We start from the raw sequence: 22,872 nt of genomic DNA on the forward strand, positions 1-22,872 counted from the left end.
AGCCGCAGTGTCCCCGCGCGGGTCACTCACCACCTTTGCTCTGCATACCTATAGGCGACACCGCGTTGAGCTGGGACTTCATGACGGCCGCGCGGTCGAGGGGTGGAAGCCCTCCTCGCGGAGCGTGCGCGTCGCATATGGGTATGCAGAGCAAAGGGCCTGGGGTGGGGGCGGTGGCTCGTGCCGGCGGGGTCACCTGATGTGATCGGCCGGCGCCCACCGAGGGTGGACGCCGGCCGCAGGGGAGCTGGCGATGGGTCAGTTGCGGCCGAAGACCTTCCGGCTGGACCCGAACCGCAGCAGCATCGTCAGGTCGTACCCGCACGGAGGCTGACACCTTTGCAGGAGCGTCAGCTCGCGCCGACACGAACACTGGGCGAAGCACGGCGCAGTCGCCACCAGGCGCCGCCGACCAGGGCGACCGTGATGACGGTGACCGCGACGTCGCCGGCCAGGGCCGCGGCCGGGCTCGCCGGCGAGTACGGCGGGACCAGGTACGCGAACGCGGCGGCGCTGACCAGGCCCGCCGTGCCGGCGACGAGCACGTGCCGCTGCCCCCAACCGTCGTGCGACGACCAGTGGGCGATCAGCGCTCCGACGGCTGTGGCGAGCGCCAGCGCTATGGCCACCCCCGCCCAGCCGGGCGTCAGGTCGGTGCCGAAGCGGACCAGGACGACCAGCAGGCCCACCCAGAGTGGGTGCGGCACCCGACGGACCCGACGTGGGCGAGGGCGGCGCCAGCGGGGCAGCAGTGCCGTTGCGACGAGTGCGAGGACCAGCATCGTGGCGAAGGTCAGCTGGAGCGGACTGGCCAGGAAGTCCTTGCGGCCGCTGCTGTCCGAGAAGATCAGCAGACTGCCGAGCAGGTAGATCACGCCGACCACGGCGAGACCGGGCCGGCCCAGCCACGGCCGCAGCCGGCGATCCGCCCGGAGGAACGACTCGATGAGCACGATCGGCGCGCAGATGGTCAGCACGATGTGGTTGCCCACGTAGTCGAAGGCTTGCCGGAGGCTGAACTCCAGCCCGGGCACCAGCGTCGCCTCGGCGGCGGCACGGGTGTCGGCGTACTGGGTGTCGTCCAGGTAAGCGGGGTTGAACAGCGACTGGTCGACCAGGCCCGCCTGGAGTACGCCGAACGCGGCGGCGAGCAGCACGATAGTCGGCCAACCCGCACCGAGACGCCGGGCGGTCTCCCGGACCAGGAGCGCCCCCCCGCCATACATCGGGCCCAGGAAGATCAGCACCGGAAGGAAGTCGTCGATGGCGAAGCCACCCCACGAGCACTCGGCCGCCCAGGGCGCGAGCAGCAGCAACGCGAGCACCGGCAGGAGCCGCCGGCGCAGCGGAAGCCGGGCAGTGGCGACAGGGCGCTCGGTGTTGGCGGGGCCGTCGGTGAGGTCGGGTCCGGGGGGCACGGGCGCTCCTCAGTGTTCCGGGGGTCATAGCACCGTGCGCCTGCCACCCGGGCACCCGATACGGCCGTCGGTAGACGACGGGCGCGACGAAAGTCGTTGAGTAGGGTGGTGCCGACGTCGACCCGGGGAGCGTGGAGATGCAGCCAACCGTCACGGCCGACCTGACGGCCCGACCCGCCGACGCCGAACACCCGCTGCTCAGCTACCGCGACGAGGCGACCGGCGAGCGCGTCGACCTGACCGCCCAGCAGGTCGGTGCCTGGGCGGCGCGCAGCGCGAGCCTCCTGCGCGACGGCTGCGGGCTCGGCCCCGGCAGCCGCGTAGCGGTCCTGCTGCCGCCGCACTGGCGTACCGCCGCGGTGTTGCTGGGCGCCTGGGCCTCCGGCCTGGCGGTGTCGTTCCGACCGCGCGCCACGGCGGGCCTGCCGGTCCTTGAGCCCGGCGGTGACCGGCCGTTCGACGCGGTCTTCGTGACGCCGGAGCGGCAGGACGACTGGCTGGAGGAGGTGCCGGACGCGCCGCACCGCTATCTCGTCGGCACCGGGCCGGGGCGGCTGGACGGCGTGCCGTTGGGCTGGTTGGACTGGTCCGCAGAGGTGCTTCGGTACGGCGACGGCGCGCCCGACCACACCGCCATCCACCCGTCGGATCCGGCCACAGCGGACGGCACCACCTACGGCCAGTGGGGTGCGCTCGCCCAGGAGTTCGCCACGATGCTGGACCTGCGCGCCGGCGACCGACTGCTGGTCGACGCCGCCGAGACCGAGCAGCCGCTGAAGTGGTTGCTCGCGCCGCTCTCGGCCGGCGCATCAGTGGTGATCAGCGCCAACCTCGACCCGGCGCGGCGGGACGCGATCGTCGCCGCCGAGCGGGTGACCCGGGTCCTCTGACCGGGCCGGACCGGCCCAAACAGCGCCGGCCGGCCCTGTTCCGTTACATCGGCATCTGCCCTGCTCAGAGGGTCTTTTGTCGATGCCGTCGGCATGTTCTTATACCGGAACAACGACGTCATCGACCACGCACCGCTCCCTCACTGAAAGGTGCACCGATGCACAGGAGATCGACCTTCCGACTGGCGGTCCTCACCGCGACCGCCGCCACGTTCCTTGCCTCCGGCGGCGCCTCCGGGGCGCTGGCCACGGCCGCCCCCGCGACCGCCTCCCCAGGTATCGTGGCTTGCGACCCGGGCACCGAGGCGCACAGCGCAGCCCGGGTCGCCAAGGGCGCCACCGCCCAGGAGCCGGAGCTGTACTCCAAGAACGAGGCGAACGCCTACGGCGTGATCAAGGACGCGCCGCGCCTGCCGAACGGCAGCGTCACCGTGCCAACGGTCTTCCACATGGTCTCCGACCATCCGCTCACCGCCGCCGAGACGACCAGGTGGAACACCCTGATCGCCGCGCAGATGACGGTGCTCAACGACTCGTTCGCGGGCCGTACGGCGGGAGACGCCTCCAACACCCCGTTCCGGTTCTCGCTCGTCGACACGACGTGGACGGTGAACAGCGCCTGGCACACGGTCGTGCCCGGCAAGAACGAGCGGGACATGAAGAAGGCGCTGCACACCGGCGACTCGGAGACCCTGAACGTGTACGCGGCCAACATCGGCGGCGGCCTGCTCGGCTGGGCGTACTTCCCGAAGGGCTACAACAACGGGCGCGACTACATCGACGGCGTGGTGATGCTCGACGAGTCGATGCCGGGCGGCACGGCCGGCAAGTACGCCCTGGGTGACACGCTGACGCACGAGGTCGGGCACTGGCTGATGCTGGAGCACACCTTCGCGCACGGCTGCTCCGCGTCCGGCGACTTCGTCGCGGACACCCCGCGCGAGGCGGCCCCGCAGTTCGACTGCCCGGTGGGCGCGGACACCTGCACCGCACCCGGGCTGGACCCGATCCACAACTTCATGGACTACACGCAGGACTCCTGCATGAACATGTTCACGCCGGGTCAGGCCGACCGGATGAGCGACGCCTGGGTGGCGTTCCGCGCCGGCGGCGCCGGGTAACCACGCGCTGGCAGGGGTTGGCGGGCCGCGCTGAGTGGCCCGCCAACCCCTCTCGACATCAGCTTCACAGGGAGCGAGACAGACACTCCGGTCCCGCACGTGCCAGGCCCAAAGCACTGATCGACTCGCCGTTCGGGAAACCGGGGTCGCAACCTGCACCGGACACCGCGACTTCCTGACAGCCGAGTCGATCAAGGCGCGCAAAGTCTGTCACATCGATGGACGGCAGAGGCTCCGATCCGGCAGAGGCTCGCACCGTTCAGCGGTCCTCGCGTGCGCCTCCGCCGGGGTACGCTGCCGCAGCCATCATTGTTGATCATCACGGGGCATTCATGAAGAGAGCTGTTCGTTCCCTGTTTGCACTGGTGCCACTGATCGGAGCAGCAGGCCTCGTCGGGCCGGGAAGTCCCGCTGCCGGCGCGGCGCCCGCGTCCTCTCCTGCCGCGGCGACGTCCACCGGTTCGGAGCTTTTCGTCAGCGAGACGAACTGCGTACCCACCGGCAACGGCAGCGCCCAGTCGCCGTTCTGCACGATCTCGGCGGCAGCGGCCGTCGCGCAGCCCGGTCAGACCGTGCTGGTGCAGCCGGGGCTCTACCCGGAGAGCGTCGTGTTGACCCGGTCGGGCACCGAGTCGGCTCCGATCACGTTCCGGGCGGTCAACACCGGAAACGGCGTGGTCCGGGTGGGACGGTACGGCGTGGACACCGCCACCGGATCGGTCTTCACCCTGCGCCAGGTGCACGACATCGTCGTCGAGGGCTTCGCCATCTACGGCCGAAGCGAGGTGCCGGTCGTGGTCGACAACTCGTCTCGGGTCACCATCGACGACACCTCCATCACCCAGGGCTCCATGCCCCTCATCAAGGTCACCGGTGGTTCGCAGGACGTGACCATCAGCCGGAACTTCCTGCACTCTCCCGGCACGACAGGGCTGGTCGTCGAGGCGGGCTCGACGGGCACCAGGGTGGTCGCCAACCAGATCCCGAACGGCGGCATGGAACTGACGGATGCCCCGGGCTCGATCGTCACCAACAACACCGTTCAGGCCGGGTGTGTACCGGGCATCTGGGTCGCCACCTCGTCGAATGCCTCCATCACCAACAACATCGTCAAGCCCTTGCCCGACCAGTCGCTCTGCGCCGGTAAACCGACGCTCAAGATCGCAATCGCTGGTGTCTCCGGCGCCGGACCCGGCGACGGTCGCCCACCACAACCTGATCGACCCCACCACCGGCTGGGCGCCCTACCGGTGGGGTGCGACCACGTACCCGACGGTGGGTGACTTTCAAGCGGCCACGGGGCAGGGCGCATCCGATATCGCCGCCAACCCTCTGCTCGACGTCAGGTTCGAGGACCGTGGCTACATCGCGCTGAAGCAGAGTTCCCCGGCCATCGACTCCGCGGACGCGTACGCGCGCGGGGTACCCGCCACCGACCTGATGGGCAACGCGCACTCCGACGATCCGACGTGGGCCAACACGGGCACGGGCAACGGCTACCACGACCGGGGGGCGGTCGAGCGGGTCGGGCCGACCAGCACGCGTCTCGAGCCCCTCCACCGAACGATCGGCGCGGGCCCGTTGGACACCACGCTCCGTGGCAGCATCTCGAGTCAGTGGACGACCGACGGACCGATCGGTGCCTACGTCTACAAGTTCGATGACTCACCGCTCTGGCGTGGCGTGTCGTCGCTCAATGTGAACCACCGGTTCCGTCGGGCCGGCACCGCCTGTGCGCAGTTGAACGCGAGCCTGACCGGCTTCCGGTCCAGCGCCGGCACCAGCTACCCGACCTGCGTGGTACTCGGGGCGCACTACACGGCGATGGCACCGACTCGCGTGCTGGACACCCGATCTGCCGTCGGCGTGACCACCAGCACGCCGGTGCCGCCGAAGTCCGAAGTGGTGGTGCCGGTCCAGAGCATCGGCGGGGTGCCGGCGGCGGACATCAGCGCGGTGGTACTGAACGTGACAGCGACCCAGCCGACGACTGCCGGGTTCCTCTCCGTCTACCCGGACGACACGAGCGCGCCCACCGCCTCGAGCGTCAACTTCGTGGCGAAGGAGACGGTGCCGAACCTGGTCACCGTGCCGATGAGCAACGGAAAAATCAGGATTCGGAACGGCAGCGGCGGCACCGTGCACGTGATCGCCGATCTCCAGGGCTGGTACGGGGAGGCCGGCGACGGCTTCGCCACCGAGACGTTGAAGCGGGTCCTGGACACCCGGACCGAGGATGGCGCGCTCGCCCCGAACGGCACGCGCACGCTCAACCTGGACCGGAAGGTCTCGCCGGGCGCGACGGCCGTCGTCCTCAACGTCACTGTCACCGCGCCGCAGACCAACGGCGTGTTGAAGGTCTTCCCGTACGGCTCGCCGGTGCCGAACGCGTCGAACCTGAACTTCGTACCGGGCCAGACCATCCCGAACCTGGTGATCGTCCCGGTCAAGGACCTCAAGGCGAACATCCACAACCAGAGCTCGGGCAGCGTCCATGTGATCGCTGACCTGGCCGGATACTTCGGGACGGACGGCCAGCTGAGCTACGTCCCGAACGGGCCGTTGCGGATCGCCGACACCCGGGACGCCACGGGCCTGCCCAACCGGGGAGGCGCGAAGCCGCTTCAGGCGTGGGAGACGGTCAACGTCAGCCCGGACGTCGACGACCTGGCCTGCTGCGTGACCGCGGCCGCCGTGGTGGCGAACCTCACCGTCACCGAGCCGACCACCTCCGGTTTCCTCATCGGGCATCCGGGCGCCGAGGCGCGTCCGCCGGTGTCCAACCTCAATTTCGTCGCGGGCGAGACGTCGTCGAATCTCGCCATCGTGGGGACCCGGGGCGGGTTGAGCCTCTACAACAGCAGCTCCGGCACCGCCCACGCGATCGTCGATCAGGCGGGCATCTTCATCAACCCGCAGTACTGAACCCCGCAGTACTGACCGTCCCGGCAGCGGCCGCGCCCCTCCACAAGGGCGCGGCCGCTGCTCGTCAGTCGACGGTCGGGAGTTTTGGGCCGAGGACGTCGTCGGCGTCGACGATCGTGTACGCGTACCCCTGTTCGGCGAGGAAGCGTTGCCGGTGTGCGGCGTATTCGGTGTCGATCGTGTCCCGGGACACGACTGTGTAGAAGTGGGCCTGCCGGCCGTCGGCCTTCGGCCGGAGTACCCGGCCCAGCCGCTGTGCTTCCTCCTGGCGCGATCCGAATGTGCCTGACACCTGGATCGCCACCGCTGCCTCGGGCAGGTCGATCGAGAAGTTGCCGACCTTGGAGATGACCAGCGTGCGGATCTCGCCGGTGCGGAACGCGTCGAACAGCCGCTCCCGCTCCTTGTTCGTGGTCGAACCCTGGATGATCGGCGCGTCGAGATATTCGCCGAGCTGGTGCAGTTGGTCGATGTACGCGCCGATGACCAGCACCTGGTCGTCCGGGTGCCGGTCCACCAGTGCCTTGACCACCGGCAGCTTCGTGCGAGCGGTCGCCGCCATCCGGTAGCGCTCCTCGGCTTCCGCTGTCGCGTATGACATGCGCTCGGCGTCGGTCAGGGTCACCCGGACCTCGGTGCACTCGGCCGGGGCGATCCAGCCCTGCGACTCGATGTCCTTCCACGGCGCGTCGTACCGCTTCGGGCCGATCAGGCTGAACACGTCACCCTCGCGGCCGTCCTCGCGTACCAGAGTCGCGGTGAGGCCCAGCCGACGGCGGGCCTGGAGGTCCGCGGTGAACCGGAAGATCGGCGCGGGCAGCAGGTGCACCTCGTCGTAGACGACCAGGCCCCAGTCGCGGGCCCCGAACAGGTCCAGGTGGGTGAACGCGCCGCCGCGCCGCGAGGTGAGCACCTGGTACGTGGCGATGGTGACCGGGCGGATCTCCTTGCGCTCGCCCGAGTATTCGCCGATCTCCTCCTCGGTCAGCGACGTGCGGGCGATCAGCTCCCGCTTCCACTGCCGACCGGCGACCGTGTTGGTGACCAGGATCAGCGTGGTCGCCTTCGCCTCGGCCATCGCCGCCGCGCCGACCAGGGTCTTGCCGGCGCCGCAGGGCAGCACCACCACACCCGACCCGCCGGCCCAGAACGCCTCGACGGCCTCCCGCTGGTACGACCGCAGCGTCCACGGCTTGCGCCCGTCCTTGCCGGCCTCGGCCAGCTCGATGGGGTGCGCCTCACCGTCGACGTACCCGGCCAGGTCCTCCGCGGGCCAGCCCAGCTTGAGCAGCGCCTGCTTGAGCCGGCCACGCTCGGACGGGTGCACCCGGATGGTGTCGTCGTCGATCTTGTCGCCGAGCATCCCGGCGAGCTTCTTGCTCTTGGCCACCTCGATCAGCACCAGGCGGTCCAGCGCGCGCAGCACCAGCCCGTACGCCGGGTCGTTGGCGAGCTGGAGTCGGCCGTAGCGGTCCATCGTGTCGGCCACGTCGACCAGCAGCGCGTGCGGCACCGGGTAGCGGGAGTACTTGAGCAGCGAGTCGACCACACCCTCGGCGTCGTGCCCGGCGGCCCGGGCGTTCCACAGGCCCAGCGGGGTCAGCCGGTAGGTGTGCACGTGCTCCGGCGAGCGCTCCAACTCGGCGAACGGTGCGATCGCCATCCGGCACGCCTGCGCGTCGGGGTGGTCGATCTCCAGCAGCAGGGTCTTGTCCGACTGCACGATCAGTGGTCCACCGCTCACGCGAGCGTCCTCTCCTCGGTTGGCCGTCCGGCCCGGGCGGGTCGCATACCCGCTGCTGGCCGACCATCCAGTGTTGCACGGTGCCGGCTGTCGGAAGAAAGATGCTCACCAGGTGCAACCGGGACGGCACTGACGAACGTCTAGGAAGGGGACGACTGTCAGGGGGAGCTGCCATGAAGCATGTTCGGAGCACCTCCCGGCTGGTCGCCCTGCTGATGGTCGTGCTGGTCGGTGCTGGTGCGTGCACGTTCGATCCGCAGTCCGGTGGGAGTGGCGGCGGGGGAGCCGCCCCAGCCGGTGCGGCGGACCAGGCAACGGGGGCGAGCGACACGCCCGGCCCGGACCAGCGCGGCCGGCCCACGCCGGCCGCGCCCAGCCCCACGCCGAAGGCAACCCGGTCCCCGACGCCGAAACCCACACGCAGCGCAACGCCGAAGCCGAAACCCAGCACCGGCGCGCCGACCGTCGCCGGCTGCCCGCAGGGCCAGCACCAGCGCGAGGTGGAGACCTACCTGGCCCGGTTGGGCGGGTTCGGGGCGGTGACCGTGGACGGTCGGCAGTCCGCCGCCGACTGCGCGGCGATCAAGAAGTTCCAGAAGAGGTACGGCATTCGCCCCGTCGAGGGTCGCGCCGGACCGACCACGTACGACGTGGCCCAACGCCTCGCCACCACCGACCCGGCCGCCTGCAAAGCCGGCACGGGCACCACGTTCTGCGTGGACCTGACCCGGCAGACCGTATGGGCGATGCGCGGCGGCAAGGTGATCATGGAGCCGACGGTGACCCGGACCGGCATGTCCGGCTACCGCACCCCGGCCGGCACGTTCACCGTCAACTTCCGCAATCCCAGGGAGTGGTCCGACCCGTACGAGGTGTGGCTGCCCTACTGGCAGCACTTCACCCAGGGCATGGGCTTCCACGAGACCACCACCTACCTGCACGACAAGCCGATCGGCTCGCACGGCTGCGTCAACCTCCTGCACGCCGACGCGGTGCGAATGTGGGAGCTGGGCAAGGTCGGCACCCGGGTGGTGCTGATCGGCCGCCGCCCCGGCACCTGAGCTACACGCGGCGAAACGCGGGGGATAACCCCCTGTCCGACCGGTCCAACGAGTGTCACGCTGGGAGTCCAGGGCCGGACCGGGCGGGGAGGCTTGGCATGACGGTCGACCGTGACGTGATCGTGGAGCATGAGCAGGCGGCACCGCCCGACGAGGTGTCGCGCGCGACCGTGATCGCGTACGCCGTCGCGGCGACGCTCCTCGTCGGGTGGTTCCTCTTCGGCTGGCTGGTGCTGCGACAGGGCTTCATCGACTCGGTCGGAGAGTCCGCTGGCGCCGGTTTCGCGCTGCTCCTGATCATCTCGGTGATCGGCACGGTTCGCCGCAGCCGCCGCTGACCTACAGCGCCGCGTCGGCGCCGTCGGCTGACCCGACCCGACCCGGTCAGTCCGCCAGCACCGCCGCGGTGACCCGGTGCAGCGCGAACGTGTGCAGCATCTCGGTCCGTTCGTCCTCGGCGCGCAGATAGCCAGCACCGATCGAGACCGGCTTGACCAGGCGGGACGCGGTCGCCCCGTGCGCGTCGACGTAACCGACCCAGACCAGCGCCTTGTCCCGTACCGCCTGCTGGAGCACCGCCAGGGCTTCGCTGTGCGTGTGCGCCGGCACCGGGCCACCGCCCAGCCCTGCCGCACCGCCACGCACCACCGCCGGTGCCCGTCGGGCCGCCCGCGCCGCCGCGTCACCGCGCCGGATGTGCTCCACCACCCCGAGCAGCCGGGGCATGGGCAGCTTCGGGGCGGCCAACGGGTCGAGTGTCCGGGTGGTCACCGAGACCCGAGGCGGGGCCCGTCGGATTCGTGGCCGGGTCAGCACGGTGCTGCCGGTGCCGTCCTCCTGCACCGGGGCGTACCCGGCGTCGCGCAGCGCACCCAGCAGGCGACCGACCTGGTACTGCGTGCACAGCACCGTCGGCGCGAGCCGGCGCAGCGCCAACGACTCCAGCCGCCGGTCCGCCAGCACCTCGCTGATCAGCGTCTCGTCGTCGCTGCGCAGGTACGCCCCGGCCAGGCCGACCCGCAGCCCACCGTGCTTACGGGCCACGTCGTCCACCAGGTAGGTGAGGCCCTGCGGAATCGGAGTACGCGATCGTCGCCGGAACACGTCGTGCAGGTCGTCGGCCGTGTAGCCGGAGTCGAGCGCTCGCCGGACGCTGGCCGTGGTGACCCGGTGGACGCTGGCCCCACCGGCCGACTCCAGCTCGGTCATCGCCTCCAACTCGACGCCGAGCGCCGGCTCGGGCGGGCCGGGCACCACCACGGTCAGGTCGGCCTGCACCAGGAAGTGGTCGACCGGGGCGGGCAGCAGTGCGTCCAACGCCCGGGCGGCAGCGGACGGGTCACCACTCTCGACGTCCGCGTGCACGCCCAGCGGGTCGCCTCCCCGCTCGTCGGTCGACGTCAGGTCACCCAGCAGCAGCCGACCGTACGAGGTGAGCGCCCCGAGCCCGGTGACGCCCAACTGCGCGGCCTCGGCCAGCACCTCCCGGTGGGCGGCGTCCCGGCCCCGGCTGCGGCGCGGAGCCCGCCAGTCCAGCAGGTCCTGCACCTCCTCGGGCGTGGGCGCGGTCGCCGGTTCCAGATCGGCGAGCACGCCGAGCACCGCCCGCCGGGTGGCCGGCACACCCGCCCGTTCGGCCTCCGCGGAGAGGGCGGTGATCGGGCGGTCCCGGTCGTCCCGGCGGCCGACCAACCCCACCTGCCGGGTCATGCTCAGCCAGGCTCGGGCCAACTGCTCCCACCGTTGGGCCAGCGAGGCGGCCCGCCACACCTCGTACCCGCCGGTCGGCAGCACCTGCTGATCCGCCCCGTACCGGCTGGTGGTCGCACCCGGCATCTCCAGCTCGCCGGCGAGCCCCGCCGCGTACGCCACCTCCAGCAGCAGCGCGGTCGTCGGCTCGTCCAGCCCGGCGGTACGCGCCAGCCGCCGCAGGTCCCGTACGCCGATGCCACCGGAGCGCAGCACCGGCGCGGGCTCGTCGGCGAGTTGCTCCAGCAGCCCTTCGGTGTGCCGGACCACTTCCATCGTCTGCCCGGCGCCGGCCGAGTCGACCGCCTTCGGCTCGCGGGGGGCGGCGGCCACCGGCGGTGGGCTGGTGCGTAGTGGCCCGAGGGGGCCGCTGTCCCGGCGCAGCAGCAGACCGACCTCGCGGGGCAGCTCCACAGTGCCGGCGGTCGTCGACGACCCGGTCGTCACGGGGACCAGCAGCCGGTTGTCGACGAGCCACCGCACGGGGGAGCCGGCCGGGGCACCACCGTTGGTCGGGTCGGAGAGCACCGGGTCCTCCGCGCCCAGCGGCGGTGCCTGCAACGCGCCCGGGGGCACGCTGCCCACCGGCGGGCCGGCCGCCAACCGGTCCAGGATCGCCCGGGCCGAGGGCGGGGCGGCGAGCAGCGTCCGCCGCAGCTTCGCCGGGTCCGCGCAGAGCGCGGCCGTGCGCGGGTCCAGCTCCGCGGCCGGTCGACCGAGCCCGGCAGGGTACGGGGCGACTTCGTCGACGGCTGGCAGCACCTGCAGTGCGTGCTCCGGGCCGTACAGCAGGAACAGCGCGCGTAGCCGGCCCACGGCGGCCCGGACAGCGGTCGGGGCCGGCGGTTGCGGCCCTGCGGTCGCCATGGCGAGCACGGTGTCGGTGGCCGTGGTGCCGTCGTCCGGGTTCCGGGTGAGGCGGGCGGCGTCGAGGATCTGGAGGGTGAACTGGTCCAGCCCGTCCAGCGCACGAGCCACCGAGACCCGGGACTGGGCCCGGATGGCCAGGGCGGAGACGTCGGCTGGCACGGGCACGACGAGGTCCGGCCGCAGCTGGAGGAGCGCGGCCAGTGACTCGTCGGGCAGCGACCGCAGGTGGTCGGCGAGTGAGGTGGTCATCGTCTTTCCACGCTAGCCCGGCACCGGGCTTCCGCGCCCCTCGGACGTTCGGCTGGGCAGGTGTCGACGGGTACGTTTCTCGGCATGCCCGCACTGACCGTCGGTTTCGATCTCGACATGACTCTGGTCGACTCCCGCCCCGGCATCGCCGCGACCTTCGAGGCGCTGACCGCGCGGACGGGCGTGCCGGTGGACGCCGACCTGGCGGTGTCCCGGCTCGGGCCGCCGCTGCGCACCGAGCTGGCGTATTGGTTCCCGCCGGGAGAGGTCGAGTCGGCCGTTCGCGCGTACCGCGAGCTGTACCCGGCGTATGCGATCACCCCGACGGTCCCGCTGCCGGGCGCGCGGGAGGCCATCGACGCCATCCGGGCCCGGGGCGGCCGTGTGCTGGTCGTCACAGCGAAGATGGGCCGGCTGGCCCGACTGCACCTGGACCACCTCGGTCTCACCGTCGACGAGTTGGCCGGTGACCTGTTCGCCGAACAGAAGGCGACAGCCCTGCGGGAGCACGACGCGACCCACTACGTCGGCGACCATGTGGCGGACATGGTGGCGGCGGGGGCGGCCGGGGTGCCGGGGATCGGCGTGGCGACCGGCCCGTGCTCCGCGGACGAGCTGCGCGCGGCAGGCGCGGAAGTCGTGTTGAACGACCTCACCCAATTCCCGGCGGCGCTCGACGACATGATCCAGCTAGCCTTGGAGCAGTAGCGGCTCAAGTGAAGCAGGGGTTTTCAGGTGCCTACGGGTCGAGTGAAGTGGTACGACACGGCCAAGGGATACGGCTTCGTCACGAGTGACGAGGGCGGCGACGTGTTCCTGTCCAAGGCGGCGCTGCCGGCGGGTGTCACCGACCTCAAGGGTGGCCAGCGGGTCGACTTCAGCGTGGTGGACAGCCGCCGGGGCGCACAGGCCATGGGCGTCAAACTGCTGGACGCGCCGCCGTCGATGGCCGAGTTGCGCCGTCGACCGGCCGAGGAACTGCACGGTCTCGTCGAGGACATGATCAAGCTGCTGGAGGCGAAGGTCCAGCCGGACCTGCGTCGGGGCCGGTACCCGGACAAGAAGACCGCGCAGAAGATCGCTCAGCTGGTCCACGCGGTGGCGAACGAGCTGGAGGTCTGAGGCACCAGCCCGGCGGTGGCGGCCCGGTCGAGCAGTGCCGCCACCGCGGCGAAACCGGCCTCGCCCAGGTCTGCGGTGAACTCGTTGACGTAGAGGCCGATGTGCCGGTCCACCACGTCGAGTTCCATCTCCTGGGCGTGCGCCAGCACGTACTCCCGGCTGGCCGCCGGGTCCGCCCAGGCCTGCCGGACGGACTCGCGGACCCAGCCGGCCGCGGCCTCCGGGTCCACCGCGCCGCGGCGGGCCAGAATCGCGCCGAGCGGAATGGGCAGGCCGGTGTCGGCCTCCCACCACTCACCGAGGTCGACCAGCGCGCTGAGGCCGTGCCGGTGGTAGGTGAACCGGGCCTCGTGGATGACCAGCCCAGCGTCGTAGCGGCCGGCCGCGACGCCCGGCATGATCTCGTGGAACGGAACCACCTCGATCCGGGCCGGGGGTCGTCCGGCCGACCAGAGCCGGAACAGCAGGTACGCGGTGGTCCGGTCACCCGGCACCGCCACCGTGGCGCCGGTCAGGTCGGTGCGGTCCGGCCCGCCGTCGCGGTCGCCCCGGGTGAGCACCAGCGGGCCGCAGCCACGACCGAGCGCGCCACCGCAGGGCAGCAGGTGGTAGTCGTCGAGCAGCCAGGGCAGCGCCGCGAAGCTCACCTTCACCAGGTCGAAGGCGCCCTGCTCGGCCGCCGTGTTGGTGACGTCCACGTCGGCGTACGTCACCTCGACCGGCGGCGCGCCGGGCACCCGCCCGTGCACGAGCGCGTGGAAGACGAACGTGTCGTTGGGGCAGGGCGAGATCGTCAGAGAGAGCGCCACGCCCTTCACGTTATCCCCGCCCCTGCCACACCGTCCGCGCCCACCCCGCCCACTGTGATCCGCACCGTCAGCGAGCAGCATTGAACTGCGGCGGGCGCTCGCAGGCACATGGGCGGTGGCGTGGGTGATGGCCATGTCTGGCGGACCGGACATCTACTTGTCACTCCCTTTGGAGCCGATGTCGCAAACGAGTCAGGCTCAGCCCCGGGCCGTGCTTTCGGAGGGCTGGGCTGGTTCAGACCGGAACGATGTCGCAAACGATTCAGCTCCAAAGGGCCTGCGGAGTGGGTCATCCACCGGCCGGAGTGGTTGTCCACAGGGCTATCCACAGCTTCGTGTGGGGGTGTTGATAGCTCGCTGACCGGCGGGGAGCATCGGCCTGTGACCGAGGCGACTGACCGCACCGACGCCACTGGTGCCGCTGCCGCCGCTGATCTTGGCGGCGTGCTCCGCGCTCTGCGTCGTCAGGCCGACCTGAGCCAGCGAGAGTTGGCCGAGAGAGCCGGAGTGCCGCAGTCCACGCTGGCCCGGATCGAGTCCGGGCGAGCGGCCGATCCCCGGTTCCGGACGGTGGAGCGGCTCGTCCGGGCTGCGGGCGGGGAGGTTGGCATCGGCGTGCCCGAGGCGGCTCCCACCAGCCCCACACCGGCGCCGGTTCCGCACGACGACATGCGGGACGAGGCAGGGCGGCGGTACCCGGCTCACCTGGACGTCTGGCCGGTCCATGAGCCTCGGGACTGGCCGGGCGCCTGGTGGGCGGAGTGGTACCGGTTGCCGCCCGAGCGTTATCCGCTTCCACTGCCACCAGCGGCGTACGAGCTGAATCGGCGGTACCGGGACAACCGGCGCTGGGCCGCGGAGGTGCGCCGGACGGCCCGGGTGCGACGGTTCACCGGGGGCGGCCTGCCGGACACCTGCTGGCGGTTCGTCGCCGAGCTCCCGGACGGTGAGCTGGTCGGTGAGCTGCGCGCGCATGAGCGGAGTCCGCACCTGGAGTATGGGGGGTGGTACGCGGGCATGCCGGAGCGGGAGATGGTGCTCGACGGAGTGCTCGTCGCTGCCCCGTATCGACGACTGGGGCTTGGTCGTCGGCTCGTGACCGCGTTGATCACCGAGATGCGGGCGGCGGGAATCGACGGCGCGGCTGCGCTCGCCGAAGGTTTCGGGATCGAGCTGCTGCTCGCCTGCGGCTTCGACATCGAGGCCAGCCGGCCCGCTGCGCTACGGCTGAATCCCCCGCGACGGCGCTACGGCTGAGCCACAGGGCTTGCGGCTGAGGCGGGGCCATGGTCAGCGCAGCGCTGGGGCCGCAGCGGTCAGGGCGGTGAGGGCCTCGCGCAGCCGCCAGGCGTCCCGGTCGCGGGGGCCGATCGGGTTCGAGATGGTGCGCAGCTCGGCGAAGGGCACCCCGGCCTGGGCGGCGGCGACCGCCACCCCGTACCCCTCCATGGCCTCGGCGACCGCCTCCGGATGCCTCCGGCGCAGCTCCTCGGTGCTGGCGGTGGTGCCGGTGACCGTGCTGACGGTGAGCACCGGCCCGGTCGTGGCCGCTGGGAGGGCGGCCCGCAGTGCCGCCAGCAGACCCGGGTCGGTCGGCACCACGCCGCCGACACCCAGCATCGCGGGCGGCATGCCCAACTCGTCGACGGGGATGAAACCGTCCGGTGATTCGGCACCCAGGTCGGCGGCGATGCTGGCGGTGCCGAGCACGGTGTCGCCGACCTCGACCCGCCCGATGAAGCCGCCAGCCACGCCGGCGCTGACCACGGCACGGTACGGGCGGCCGGCGGCCTCGGCCAGCGCCAGCAGCCGGGCGGTGGCGGCACCGGCGACGGCCGGGCCCACGCCAACCGGGGTGACGGTCACGGTGGGATCGGTCAGACCGGCGCGGACGGCTTCCGCCTCGGCTGGTACCGCGGTCACCACCAGCAGACCGCTCACGAGACTGAGCCGGGGGACTCCCGGCGGGTCTCGTCGTCCGCCCCGCCACCCGGGCCGCCAACCGCTGAGGACGGGCGGTAGATGTGGTAGCCGGGAGGGGCCAGGCTGGGATCGTCGTACTGCGGGGAGCTGGCCTGGGCCGGTGCCGGCGAGGTGGGCGCGGCGTCCCCGGGCTCGTCGGCCGGCTCGTCCTCGGTCAGCTCGTCGTCGCCGAGCGGCCGGCCGGCCAGCTTCTCGCCGCGCAGCCGGGCGGCGACCAGCACACCCCGGATCGCGGCCAGGACGCCCACCCCGGCGGCCACGGCGATGCCCATCCGACCGTCGAACGGGACCAGCCCCAACCCTCCACCGGCGACGAAGGCGAGCATCAGCACCGTCTCCGAATGGGCGAAGGAACTCGCGCGCAGCCGCTCCGGGATGCGCTCCTGGATCGAGGCGTCCACGGCCAGCTTCGATATCCCGCTGACCAGCGCGGCGACCAGGCAGAGCAGGGCGACCATCACCAGCGAGAACTGGATGACGGCGAGCACCGCCACCCCGGCCACGATGATCATGCTGCTGGACTGGATGGCGGTCGGCCGATGGATGCGCAGCCGGGTGCCGATGGCGGTGGCCAGGAAGGTGCCGACCGCGAGCGCCCCGCCGACCAGACCCAACGCCCACTCGGCGCCCAGATCCCGGCCGAACGCGACAGTGGTCAGGTCGCCCTTCTTGATCGCGAAGGCGAGGAAGAGCAGCAGGAAGCCGTACACCGCGCGGAGCGTCGCGGCGCCGATCAGCGACGCGATCACCAGGCGGCCGGCGGGTCGGCCTCGGCCCAGCGGCCGATCGCCACGGCGGCGGCCCAACGCGCGCAGCGGCCGGGGGACCCGCTCCGGTGGCTCCGAATCGGCCTTCGGTGGCAGACGCAGGGAGATCACCATGCCGACCAGGAAGATCACCGACGCGACGCGCAGCGGCCACTGCGGCCCGAACCAGAACGCGGCCAACCCGATCGGCGCGACCAGCGCACCCGCGACCGTGCCGTAGACGCTGGCCCGGGCGCCCACCTGGGACAGGCCGAGCCCTTCCGGCAACAACCGGGGCACGGCCGCGGACCGGGCCACGCCGTACGCCCGGGACAGCGCGAGCACCCCGAACGCGGCCGGATAGAGCCCGAAGCCGTGGATGTAGTCGGAGATCAACCAGGCCAGGAAGGCGCGGCCCAGCATCGTCGCGGCCAGCGCGTACCGCCGGCCGTGCCGGAAGTGGTCCAGCAGCGGACCCACCACGGGGGCGAGCATGGCGAACGGCACCATGGTCACCAGCAGGTAGAGGGCGACCTTGCTGCGGGCCTCGCCCAGCGGCACGTTGAAGAAGATCGTGCCGGCCAGGCCGATGGCGATCAGGGTGTCACCGGCGCAGGAGAGCGCGTGCAGGTCGAACAGGCGGACCATGCCGACCTCGCCACCAGCGCCCCGGGCCCGGGCGCTGCCGGCCCGACGGGTCACCCAGCGGCCGCTGCCCAGCGAACCACGCAGCAGCAGACGAACGGCGCGAATGCCGGTGCCGACGGTCCGCCCGAGGACGGATCGCCCGGAGCGGGAGTACGACGGCATGTCCACCATCCTCGCCCATCTGATCCGGGTACGCCGCACCACTGCGGGGAAAGGTTCCCCGGGAGTCCCTGTCACCCCTGCGAGGCGCATAGGGAACAATGGTTAGGTGACCAGGCCTGTCTCCACCCGTGCCGCCCGTCTCGACCAGGTCTGCGCCGCCGCCGTCGAGGTGGCCCGCGCTGGCATCACCGAGGTCGACGCCGACGATGTCGGCGATCATCTGCAGGTTGTGGCCGAGGGTGAACGGCTGGTCACCCACTACTTCGAATGCCTCCTCGCCGGCTACCGCGGTTGGCGGTGGGCGGTCACCGTCACCCGGGTGTCGCGCAGCAAGACCGTGACCATCTGCGAGACGGTGCTGCTGCCCGGGTCCGACGCGCTGCTCGCGCCCGGCTGGCTGCCCTGGCAGGAGCGGCTCAAGCCGGGCGACCTGGGTCCGGGCGATCTGCTGCCGACCTCACCGGATGACGACCGGCTGGTCCCCGGCTACCTGCTCTCCGACGACCCGGCGGTCGAGGAGACGGCATGGGAGCTGGGCCTCGGTCGGGCGCGCGTGCTCTCCCTCGAGGGCCGCATGGAGGCGGCGCAGCGCTGGTATGACGGCGACCACGGCCCCGCCGCGCCTATCTCCGCTGCCGCGCCGGCCGCCGCCCGCTGTGGCACCTGCGGTTTCTACCTGCCGCTGGCCGGTGCGATGCGGCAGGCGTTCGGGGCGTGCGGCAACTTCTACGCCCCCGACGACGGCCGGGTGGTGAGCGCCGACCACGGTTGCGGTGCCCACTCCGAGACGCTGATCGAGGCGGCCGAGACCGCGGTCGAAGAGCTACCCACGGTGTACGACGACAGCGCGGTGGAGGCCATGTCGGTCAGCCGTGCCCCGGGCTCGGTGGAAGCCGCCGAGCCGGCGGAGCCGTACGGGCACTCCTGATCGTTCGCACCGGGGGTGGCCCCGGTGCGTGGCCGGGTCAGCGCGCGCGGCGACGTCGTCGGTTGGCGTCGTGCCGCATCATCACGGCGAGGCCCGGGAAGCCCCACAGGAATCCGGCGAGGCAGGTCCAGAGCCAGTTCTGGTGACCGTGGTCGGTCAGCCAACCCCGAAAGAAGATCAGCAGGACCAGCCCGGCAATCGCCCAGGCGGCCAGCCCGGCGAGGGCGAACGGCACCATCGGCGGGTCCAGTGGTGCGGGCCGCGGTGGCTGCTCGTTCGGCATTCGGCAAGCGTACGCGACCTACTTCCCCTGCCCGTCGGTGATCTGGGACGATGCGCGCGACAACCGGAAGATCACCTGCGAGGACCTGATGGCAGTAGCGCCGCCCGAGAACGGCACCCCTCCCAACCCCGCTCACCCGCGTAACGGATTCGACCGGTTCTTCGAGATTTCCGCCCGGGGCTCGACGATGAGCCGCGAGGTACGCGGTGGCCTGGCGACCTTCTTCACGATGGCGTACATCGTGGTGCTCAACCCGCTGATCCTGGGTGGTGCCGTCGACGGTGACGGCAAGACTCTCCCCATTCCCGCGCTGGCTGCCGGGACCGCGCTGGTCGCCGGCCTGATGACCATCCTGATGGGCGTGGTGGGCCGGTTCCCGCTGGCGCTCGCCGCCGGTCTGGGCGTCAACGCGCTGGTGGCGTACGAGATTGCCCCCGAGATGACCTGGGCCGACGCGATGGGCCTGGTGGTGATCGAGGGTGTGATCATCGCTGTGCTGGTGTTGACCGGTCTGCGGACCGCTGTGTTCCGCGCGGTGCCGACCCAGATGAAGACCGCGATCGGGGTCGGGATCGGTCTGTTCCTGACCATCATCGGTCTGGTGGACGCCGGTTTCGTCCGACGGATCCCGGACGACGCCAACACCACAGTCCCGGTCGGTCTGGGCATCGGCGGCAAGCTGGTGAGCTGGCCGATGCTGGTCTTCGTGGTGGGCCTCCTGATCACCCTCGTGCTGGTGGTCCGCCGGGTACGGGGTGCGATCCTGATCGGCATCCTCGCCTCGACCGTGCTGGCGGTGATCGTGGAGGCGATCGGCAACATCGGCCCGTCGTTCGTCAACGGTCAGCCCAACCCCAAGGGTTGGTCGCTGAACGTGCCGGAGCTGCCGAAGACGGTGGTGGACCTGCCGGACCTGTCGTTGCTCGGCAAGTTCAACGTGCTCGACTCGTGGGGTCGGGCCGGTTGGCTGGTCGTGCTGATGTTCGTCTTCACGCTGCTGATCACGGACTTCTTCGACACCATGGGCACGATGGTGGCGGTCGGCCAGGAGGGCGGCCTGCTCGACGAGCAGGGCACCCCGCCACGGGCCAAGGAGATCCTGCTGGTCGACTCGATCGCCGCGGCGGCCGGTGGTGCGGCCAGCACCTCCAGCAACACGTCGTACATCGAGAGTGCCGCCGGTGTCGGGGAGGGTGCCCGGACCGGCGTGGCCAGCCTGGTCACCGGCGTGCTCTTCCTGCTGGCGATGTTCCTGGCGCCGCTGGTGGTGATCGTGCCGTTCGAGGCGGCCTCGACGGCCCTGGTGGTGGTCGGTTTCCTGATGATGACAGCGGTGCGGACGATCGACTGGTCCGACTACGAGATCGCCATCCCGGCGTTCCTCACCATCGTGCTGATGCCGTTCACCTATTCGATCTCGAACGGGATCGGCGCTGGCCTGATCACCTTCGTGGTGGTGAAGCTGGCCCGGGGTAAGGCCCGGGAGGTCCACCCGTTGCTGTACGGGGTGGCCGTGCTGTTCGTGCTGTACTTCCTGCGCGGGCCGATCGAGTCCCTGGTGCTCTGACGTACGTTCCGGGCGGAGAATCGAACGGGATTCCCCGCCCGGAACAGCACCAACGTCCTCGTGAGCCTGGTCATAACGGATGTCGTTAGCCAGGCTCATTAGTTAAGCTAACTAACGTGATGGAGCGGACGGTGACGGCGGAACGCGTGCCACCGGCGCAACTGGCTCCCCAGTTGCGTGATGCGATCACCCGACTCAACCGGCGGGTCCGCCAGGCCCGACCGGTCGGCGACCTCACGGTCACCCAGGTTTCCGCGCTCACCAGCCTGCGGCTGGCCGGCGCACTGACGCCCAGGGAACTGGCCGACGTGGAGCGGGTGCAGCCGCCGACGATGACCAAGATCGTCGGGAAGTTGGAGGACCGCGGCCTCGTGCGGCGGACACCCCACCCGACCGACGGCCGGCAGGTCATCCTCGCGGCGACCGAAGGAGGGCAGGCCGTGCTCGACCAGTTCGAGCGGGCCCGCGACGAGTGGCTGGCCCACCGGCTGGCCGCACTCGACGAGGACGAACGGGAGACCCTGCAGAGGGCTGCCCAGATTCTTCAGCAGCTCGCTCGCGCCTGAGCCGCGCCCGCGCCACCGGGTCCGTGCCGTCACCTGTCGATGACGCGTACGTTCTTAAGGAGGCGCACGAAGAGTGCAGGCCAAGTTGAGCACGATGTTCCAGTCCCTGCAGGTCCGTAACTACCGCCTCTTCGCATCCGGGCAGCTGATCAAGTTGATCGGCGTCTGGATGATGTTCATCGCCCAGGACTGGCTCGTCCTTGAGCTCTCCAACAACTCGGCCACCGCGCTCGGCGTGGTCACCGCCTGTCAGTTCACCCCGGTGCTCCTGCTCACCCTGCTCTCCGGCCGACTTGCCGACCGGTACGACAAGCGGGTGCTGCTCTTCGTCGCCAACGCCTTCTGGACCGTGCTGGCGCTCGGCATGTCCGTGCTGGTCCTCACCGACCTGGTGCAGCTCTGGCACGTCTTCGCCTTCGCCGCGCTGCTCGGCACGGCCAACGCAGTGGAGACCCCGGTCCGTCAGGCGTTCGTTTCCGAACTCGTCGGCACTCCGCTGCTGCCCAACGCCTTGTCGCTGAACGCCGCCGTGTTCAACTCGGCGCGGATCGTCGGCCCGGCCGTCGCCGGCCTGGCGATCGCCGCCTTCGACGTGGGCCCGGTCTTCCTCTTCACCGCCCTCAGCTCCGTCGCGCCCCTGGTCAACGTGGTCCGGATGCGTACGGCCGACCTGCACCGCGACGCCCTGCTGCCGCGTGACGAGCGGGCGTCCGCACGGGTCATCGACGGGCTGCGGTACGTGTCGCGCCGCCCCGACCTGCTGCTGCCGATGGCGGTCATGTCGGTGATCGGCATGTCGCTGTTCAACTTCCAGCTGACCCTGGCCGCGCTGGCGAAGACGGTCTTCCACACCGGTGCCGCCTCCTTCGGCCTGTTCAGCACGGCGCTGGCCGTGGGCGCGCTCGGCGGCGCTCTCAGCGGCACCGGTCGGCGGAGTCGGCCGTCGGTCTGGCTGGTGCTCGGCGCGGCGATCGCCTGCGCCAGCTTCGGCACCCTGGTCGGTCTCGCTTCGACGTACTGGCTGGTCGTGGCACTGCTGGTGCCGACCGGCTTCTTCATGGTCTTCTTCGCCCAGGCTGCCAACCAGCGGGTCCAGTTGGGCGTGGACGCGGCCTTCCGGGGCCGGGTGATGGCGCTGTGGGTGCTGGTCTTCCTGGGCACCAACCCGGTCGGCGCGCCGCTGATCGGCTGGGTCGCGGAGCGCTTCGGTGCCGGTGCCAGCATCTGGATGGGCGGGCTGATCTCGCTGGCCGCCGCGTTGATCGCCCTCACCTGGCAGCTGCGCCGCTCCGGTGCCCGACTGCGCTTCCGGGTGCTGCCGATGCCCCGCTTCTACGTCACGTCCGCCGACTGCTGAGCTCTCTGAAAGGGCCCCTCGTCATCGGACTTCGCATGACAAGGGGCCCTTCCGGGAACCGCCGGGACGGGGGTCCGAGCCGCACGCGCCGTCTTGAGCGGATGACGCGGATGCGGGGAAACCGCTGGCGGGGCAGCACGATGGGGCTTAGCGTCGATACGTGGGAGTCGGACGCGCGCTGATGCTGGCCCTGGCGTTCCTCGCCGTGGCCAGTCTTCCGGCGGCACTCGCCCTGCTCTTCTGCTATGACGAGATCCTCGACCGGGTGGTCTGCGGCTGGTCCGAGTGGCGTGATCGCCGACGGGAGAAACGGACGATCGCGCGTCTCGACCGCGCCATCGAGGCCGACGCGCTGACCCGGGACATCGACCTCAGCGAGTTCGACCGCACCGACCGTCGGCCCCTGGAGCAACTCGCCGCCGACCTGCGCCGCCTCGGCGGTCAGCGGCTCGGAGGCACCGGCCGCTCGATGGTCTGGCACGGCGCGCTGCTCCAGGCGTACGACGACCGGCTTCGCCTCGCCTGCCGCGCCCTCGGCATCACCGAGCACCTTGGTGAGTTGGAGGGTGTCGACCAGGAGATCGAGCGGGTCCGGGTGGAGGGTGTGCTGCACGCCGCCGGGCTGACCCTGCCAGCGGCTCGGGCCGGCCACCGGCAACGGCACCGCTGAGCGA

At 71.2% G+C, this 22,872-nt stretch carries 21 protein-coding genes; 14 read left to right on the forward strand and 7 right to left on the reverse strand.

Annotated features, from left to right (window positions below):
* Positions 1-350: 350 nt before the first annotated feature.
* On the reverse strand, positions 351-1,418 hold the full coding sequence (locus tag AC3CF1_RS21880; protein ID WP_488451152.1) for a hypothetical protein: 1,068 nt from the start codon (positions 1,416-1,418) through the stop codon (positions 351-353).
* Positions 1,419-1,555: 137 nt separating this feature from the next.
* Here AC3CF1_RS21880 and AC3CF1_RS21885 point away from each other — a divergent pair, with 137 nt between their 5' ends.
* From AC3CF1_RS21885 to AC3CF1_RS21900, 4 genes are all read left to right on the forward strand, one after another.
* A complete protein-coding gene (locus AC3CF1_RS21885; RefSeq protein ID WP_488451153.1) occupies positions 1,556-2,308 on the forward strand; it encodes a TIGR03089 family protein in 753 nt (250 codons plus the stop codon).
* 158 nt (positions 2,309-2,466) lie between these two features.
* The gene (locus tag AC3CF1_RS21890) at positions 2,467-3,429 is read left to right on the forward strand and encodes a zinc metalloprotease (protein ID WP_488451154.1); all 963 of its coding nucleotides are present in this window, start codon (positions 2,467-2,469) and stop codon (positions 3,427-3,429) included.
* 332 nt (positions 3,430-3,761) lie between these two features.
* On the forward strand, positions 3,762-4,712 hold the full coding sequence (locus AC3CF1_RS21895; protein ID WP_488451155.1) for a right-handed parallel beta-helix repeat-containing protein: 951 nt from the start codon (positions 3,762-3,764) through the stop codon (positions 4,710-4,712).
* A complete protein-coding gene (locus tag AC3CF1_RS21900) occupies positions 4,603-6,354 on the forward strand; it encodes a hypothetical protein (protein ID WP_488451156.1) in 1,752 nt (583 codons plus the stop codon). The genes AC3CF1_RS21895 and AC3CF1_RS21900 overlap by 110 nt, the downstream gene beginning before the upstream one ends.
* Before the next feature lie 64 nt (positions 6,355-6,418).
* Here AC3CF1_RS21900 and AC3CF1_RS21905 read toward each other — a convergent pair whose 3' ends face one another.
* Positions 6,419-8,098 carry a DNA repair helicase XPB gene (locus tag AC3CF1_RS21905; RefSeq protein WP_088951217.1) on the reverse strand — a complete coding sequence of 560 codons (1,680 nt, stop codon included), beginning with the start codon at positions 8,096-8,098 and terminating at the stop codon, positions 6,419-6,421.
* A 173-nt stretch (positions 8,099-8,271) separates the two neighbouring features.
* Between AC3CF1_RS21905 and AC3CF1_RS21910 the strand changes: the two genes are divergently transcribed.
* Together AC3CF1_RS21910 and AC3CF1_RS21915 are read left to right on the forward strand one after the other, a co-directional pair.
* Complete coding sequence (locus AC3CF1_RS21910) at positions 8,272-9,159, forward strand: L,D-transpeptidase family protein (RefSeq protein ID WP_355159509.1); 888 nt, start codon at positions 8,272-8,274, stop codon at positions 9,157-9,159.
* Between the two features lie 98 nt (positions 9,160-9,257).
* Positions 9,258-9,497, forward strand: a complete 240-nt coding sequence (locus AC3CF1_RS21915; RefSeq protein ID WP_393394283.1) for a hypothetical protein — start codon at positions 9,258-9,260, stop codon at positions 9,495-9,497.
* 46 nt (positions 9,498-9,543) lie between these two features.
* Here the strand turns inward: AC3CF1_RS21915 and AC3CF1_RS21920 are convergent, their stop codons facing one another.
* The gene (locus tag AC3CF1_RS21920; RefSeq protein ID WP_488451157.1) at positions 9,544-12,027 is read right to left on the reverse strand and encodes a helicase-associated domain-containing protein; all 2,484 of its coding nucleotides are present in this window, start codon (positions 12,025-12,027) and stop codon (positions 9,544-9,546) included.
* Between the two features lie 84 nt (positions 12,028-12,111).
* Here AC3CF1_RS21920 and AC3CF1_RS21925 point away from each other — a divergent pair, with 84 nt between their 5' ends.
* Both AC3CF1_RS21925 and AC3CF1_RS21930 read left to right on the forward strand, forming a co-directional pair.
* On the forward strand, positions 12,112-12,735 hold the full coding sequence (locus tag AC3CF1_RS21925) for an HAD family hydrolase (protein ID WP_354982589.1): 624 nt from the start codon (positions 12,112-12,114) through the stop codon (positions 12,733-12,735).
* Positions 12,736-12,762: 27 nt separating this feature from the next.
* The gene (locus tag AC3CF1_RS21930) at positions 12,763-13,149 is read left to right on the forward strand and encodes a cold-shock protein (RefSeq protein ID WP_088951221.1); all 387 of its coding nucleotides are present in this window, start codon (positions 12,763-12,765) and stop codon (positions 13,147-13,149) included.
* On the opposite strand, the gene AC3CF1_RS21935 is transcribed toward AC3CF1_RS21930, so the two are convergent.
* A complete protein-coding gene (locus AC3CF1_RS21935; protein WP_488451158.1) occupies positions 13,110-13,958 on the reverse strand; it encodes a 1,4-dihydroxy-6-naphtoate synthase in 849 nt (282 codons plus the stop codon). The two genes, AC3CF1_RS21930 and AC3CF1_RS21935, sit on opposite strands and share 40 nt — an antisense overlap.
* 381 nt (positions 13,959-14,339) lie before the next feature.
* Here AC3CF1_RS21935 and AC3CF1_RS21940 point away from each other — a divergent pair, with 381 nt between their 5' ends.
* On the forward strand, positions 14,340-15,215 hold the full coding sequence (locus AC3CF1_RS21940; RefSeq protein ID WP_488451159.1) for a GNAT family N-acetyltransferase: 876 nt from the start codon (positions 14,340-14,342) through the stop codon (positions 15,213-15,215).
* Between the two features lie 33 nt (positions 15,216-15,248).
* Here the strand turns inward: AC3CF1_RS21940 and AC3CF1_RS21945 are convergent, their stop codons facing one another.
* Both AC3CF1_RS21945 and AC3CF1_RS21950 read right to left on the reverse strand, forming a co-directional pair.
* Complete coding sequence (locus tag AC3CF1_RS21945) at positions 15,249-15,899, reverse strand: futalosine hydrolase (RefSeq protein WP_141907675.1); 651 nt, start codon at positions 15,897-15,899, stop codon at positions 15,249-15,251.
* Complete coding sequence (locus AC3CF1_RS21950) at positions 15,896-17,497, reverse strand: MFS transporter (RefSeq protein ID WP_141907676.1); 1,602 nt, start codon at positions 17,495-17,497, stop codon at positions 15,896-15,898. Before AC3CF1_RS21950 ends, AC3CF1_RS21945 begins: the two co-directional genes overlap by 4 nt.
* A gap of 106 nt (positions 17,498-17,603) precedes the next feature.
* Here AC3CF1_RS21950 and AC3CF1_RS21955 point away from each other — a divergent pair, with 106 nt between their 5' ends.
* Complete coding sequence (locus AC3CF1_RS21955) at positions 17,604-18,425, forward strand: DUF3027 domain-containing protein (RefSeq protein ID WP_088951223.1); 822 nt, start codon at positions 17,604-17,606, stop codon at positions 18,423-18,425.
* Positions 18,426-18,462: 37 nt separating this feature from the next.
* Here AC3CF1_RS21955 and AC3CF1_RS21960 read toward each other — a convergent pair whose 3' ends face one another.
* Positions 18,463-18,708 (reverse strand): DUF2530 domain-containing protein, encoded by a 246-nt coding sequence (locus AC3CF1_RS21960; RefSeq protein ID WP_088951224.1) that lies wholly within the window; start codon positions 18,706-18,708, stop codon positions 18,463-18,465.
* An 88-nt stretch (positions 18,709-18,796) separates the two neighbouring features.
* On the opposite strand from AC3CF1_RS21960, the gene AC3CF1_RS21965 reads away from it, so the two are divergent.
* From AC3CF1_RS21965 to AC3CF1_RS21980, 4 genes are all read left to right on the forward strand, one after another.
* On the forward strand, positions 18,797-20,275 hold the full coding sequence (locus tag AC3CF1_RS21965) for an NCS2 family permease (protein WP_328376514.1): 1,479 nt from the start codon (positions 18,797-18,799) through the stop codon (positions 20,273-20,275).
* A gap of 116 nt (positions 20,276-20,391) precedes the next feature.
* Positions 20,392-20,841: a MarR family winged helix-turn-helix transcriptional regulator gene (locus tag AC3CF1_RS21970; protein WP_172862146.1), complete on the forward strand. Its 450-nt coding sequence runs from the start codon at positions 20,392-20,394 to the stop codon at positions 20,839-20,841.
* 73 nt (positions 20,842-20,914) lie between these two features.
* Positions 20,915-22,198 (forward strand): MFS transporter, encoded by a 1,284-nt coding sequence (locus tag AC3CF1_RS21975; protein WP_354982591.1) that lies wholly within the window; start codon positions 20,915-20,917, stop codon positions 22,196-22,198.
* A 160-nt stretch (positions 22,199-22,358) separates the two neighbouring features.
* Positions 22,359-22,868 (forward strand): hypothetical protein, encoded by a 510-nt coding sequence (locus AC3CF1_RS21980; protein WP_088951226.1) that lies wholly within the window; start codon positions 22,359-22,361, stop codon positions 22,866-22,868.
* The last annotated feature ends 4 nt before the right edge of the window (positions 22,869-22,872 follow it).

This window comes from Micromonospora sp. MGP-C2, assembly GCF_057766525.1.

Bases quoted from the DNA above. Each gene is read 5' to 3' on its own strand.
- AC3CF1_RS21885 (WP_488451153.1), top strand. From the start codon at position 1,556: ATGCAGCCAACCGTCACGGCCGACCTGACGGCCCGACCCGCCGACGCC.
- AC3CF1_RS21890 (WP_488451154.1), top strand. From the start codon at position 2,467: ATGCACAGGAGATCGACCTTCCGACTGGCGGTCCTCACCGCGACCGCC.
- AC3CF1_RS21895 (WP_488451155.1), top strand. From the start codon at position 3,762: ATGAAGAGAGCTGTTCGTTCCCTGTTTGCACTGGTGCCACTGATCGGA.
- AC3CF1_RS21910 (WP_355159509.1), top strand. From the start codon at position 8,272: ATGAAGCATGTTCGGAGCACCTCCCGGCTGGTCGCCCTGCTGATGGTC.
- AC3CF1_RS21915 (WP_393394283.1), top strand. From the start codon at position 9,258: ATGACGGTCGACCGTGACGTGATCGTGGAGCATGAGCAGGCGGCACCG.
- AC3CF1_RS21920 (WP_488451157.1), bottom strand. From the start codon at position 12,027: ATGACCACCTCACTCGCCGACCACCTGCGGTCGCTGCCCGACGAGTCA.
- AC3CF1_RS21925 (WP_354982589.1), top strand. From the start codon at position 12,112: ATGCCCGCACTGACCGTCGGTTTCGATCTCGACATGACTCTGGTCGAC.
- AC3CF1_RS21950 (WP_141907676.1), bottom strand. From the start codon at position 17,497: ATGCCGTCGTACTCCCGCTCCGGGCGATCCGTCCTCGGGCGGACCGTC.
- AC3CF1_RS21960 (WP_088951224.1), bottom strand. From the start codon at position 18,708: ATGCCGAACGAGCAGCCACCGCGGCCCGCACCACTGGACCCGCCGATG.
- AC3CF1_RS21965 (WP_328376514.1), top strand. From the start codon at position 18,797: ATGGCAGTAGCGCCGCCCGAGAACGGCACCCCTCCCAACCCCGCTCAC.